Consider the following 1,892-nt stretch of genomic DNA (forward strand, 5'->3'; position numbering starts at 1 on the left):
CTAGTTTTAGCTCTGAAGATATTAAGGAAGATAATTTAGATATTTATGAGAAAGAACTTACAGCTCAATATATGAATAGTGTATTATTTAATGATTATGTCATTAAAGAAATAATAGATAAATACTCAACTTCATCATCTATTATTGTGTATTTCTCCGATCATGGTTTGAGAAGATATGATGATCCGGACGATACAAATATGTTTTCACATGCACCTACAGAAGTTTCTACCCGTATTCCCTTTATGGTTTATATGTCAGAACAGTTTGTTAGAGAGAATCCAGATATATCTGAAGCTGTAAAAAGGACAATACATAATCCAATTATGACAGATGTTTTATGCAATTCGCTGGTATCCTTAATGGGTATTGAGTCTAATCTGACCGATTCGAAATTTGATATGTGGTCTAATCGTTATGATATAACTAGACCAAGGAAACTTAAAAAGTGGGATGGTGGTATATTGATTGTTTCTCCTAAAAGATGAAGTTAAAGTACTTGTATAATCTATGATTCAGAATTCGACACATTTTTATAACAGAATCAAAAATCTTTGGTGGGTTTTTGTTCTTTATGTTTTAGTACAGTTATTTAGTTACCATACATTGAAAGGCTATTATGAAGCTTGTCATATATCAACACGTATGCTTGCTGACATTTTTGAAACTTCTATGATAGCTTTTTTATTCCCTCAGTTATTCCAAACAAATGGATGAGAAGAATAGTTATTACAATTGAAGTGTTCATTCTGTTTTTTCTTTACATGCTTGATTATGTGCTGATTATTAAATGTCAGGTTCCATTTAATGATGATATGGCAGTACCTCTTTTGGCAACTAATATGAATGAATCTATCGAGTTTGTTTCAGAACTTAGTTGCAATATAGGAGTTTGTTTACTGCAATTGTCAAAGTTGTTTCTTCTCCTTCTTATCTCCTATTTTATGCCTTTAGGCTATTCTTATATAAAGAGACAATATATTAATCTATTGCTGTTGTATAATGATTGTTGTCTGTCATTGACCAAGATCTACTCAAATCGTTGTAAAATTGTTTTATTCGACGTATTTAGGTTTACTAATTTCTATAGTTGATACTATACTCATTGCATGACCTACAACTATTAATTAAATTTGTCGGATAGAAAATACAACTGTTTCAATTCTATTGTTAATATCGTTAGAAATGATTATTAAGATTAACAACGTGAATGCATCAATATGCAAGTATCTAAATCTATTTAATTATTATGAGTTCTAATAGATTAAAGAAATTCCTTTATTCTTGGTTAAAAAGGTTTTGGTCTATCCAATACCTTTTTGTCTTTATGATGATTCTATCCATTATAAACATCAAGTTATTGATTGGATACAGTAGAATACCTGTGTCTTGTTCTGCTTTACTGAGAGATTTTTTTGTTTCTTTCTTCTCTTCTTTGATTATAGCATTAATCAAGAAAAATAAGCTAAGACATATTGTTGCATCGATCTGGGGACTATGCTTTGCTTTTTTCTTTATTTATGAATACCATTTGATAAAAGTTTGTGAAACACCATTCACTGATACGGTTTTGGTTAATTTATTGAGTCACAATTCTGATGAGGTGAATAATATGTATTTCCCCTTTTCGATTTCAGCAGAAAGTTTTTTGAAATCCTTTTTTATTTCAATTTGTGCTGTCTTTATTTCATTTAGTTGGTTCCCTCTTTGTAAATATATTGTGCGAAATAGAAAGAATCATAAGTTTTGCATTGTCATTTTTTCTGCTTTTTCTGTTTTGTCTTTCATGTATTTTTTACTTTCAATAAACAACATAGATTACTCAACACCTTTATTTTATGAAGGAAGAACTATGTTTGCTAGAGATATTCTTGCTATTAAAAAAACACTTA

Annotated in this window: 2 protein-coding genes; both read left to right on the top strand. The window is 29.2% G+C overall.

The annotated features are described in order from the left end of the window. The coding region (locus tag ACFO3G_RS03330) for a sulfatase-like hydrolase/transferase (protein ID WP_380077974.1) at positions 1-488 on the top strand (488 nt) is incomplete at its 5' end. A 761-nt stretch (positions 489-1,249) separates the two neighbouring features. Beyond that, on the top strand, positions 1,250-1,892 hold a 643-nt coding region (locus ACFO3G_RS03335; protein WP_380077976.1), incomplete at its 3' end, for a hypothetical protein.

Source organism: Falsiporphyromonas endometrii, from assembly GCF_042654485.1.
Lineage (GTDB): Bacteria > Bacteroidota > Bacteroidia > Bacteroidales > Porphyromonadaceae > Porphyromonas > Porphyromonas endometrii.